This is a genomic window from Mitsuaria sp. WAJ17, assembly GCF_014174515.1.
Classification (GTDB): Bacteria; Pseudomonadota; Gammaproteobacteria; order Burkholderiales; family Burkholderiaceae_C; genus Roseateles_B.
Genome location: NZ_JACJUG010000161.1, coordinates 1 through 321, shown reverse-complemented (window position 1 = coordinate 321; position 321 = coordinate 1). Strand labels below are relative to the sequence as shown.

Annotated in this window: 1 protein-coding gene; it reads right to left on the bottom strand. The window is 69.2% G+C overall.

The features are described 5' to 3' along the window. Positions 1–121 precede the first annotated feature (121 nt). Positions 122–321: hypothetical protein (locus H5407_RS23860; RefSeq protein ID WP_404935660.1), on the bottom strand; the 200-nt coding region annotated here is incomplete at its 5' end.

Genomic DNA, 321 nt, shown 5'->3' with positions numbered 1-321 from the left:
CGCTGGGCCAGTTCGAAGATCTCGCCCAGCAGCTCGGCGGGCACGGGATCGGGGCGGAAGCCGCGCACGGCGCGGCGTTGACGGATGGCGTCGGCAGTATTGAGCACGAGGGGTCCTGGGTTCACTGTTTGCCGGCGGTGCCGGCGCGCTCGCTCGGATTGAGGCTGCCGCCCATCTGGCGCGGCGGGAACATGCGCAGGCTGATCGCGTGCTCGGTCAGCAGCTCCTGCATCTGCCCGCCAATCCAGGCCTTGCGCAGTGCCAGGCGGTTGCTGTCCTTGCCGGTGGCGCTGCGTTCATAGGGGTCCGAGCGCAGATTGA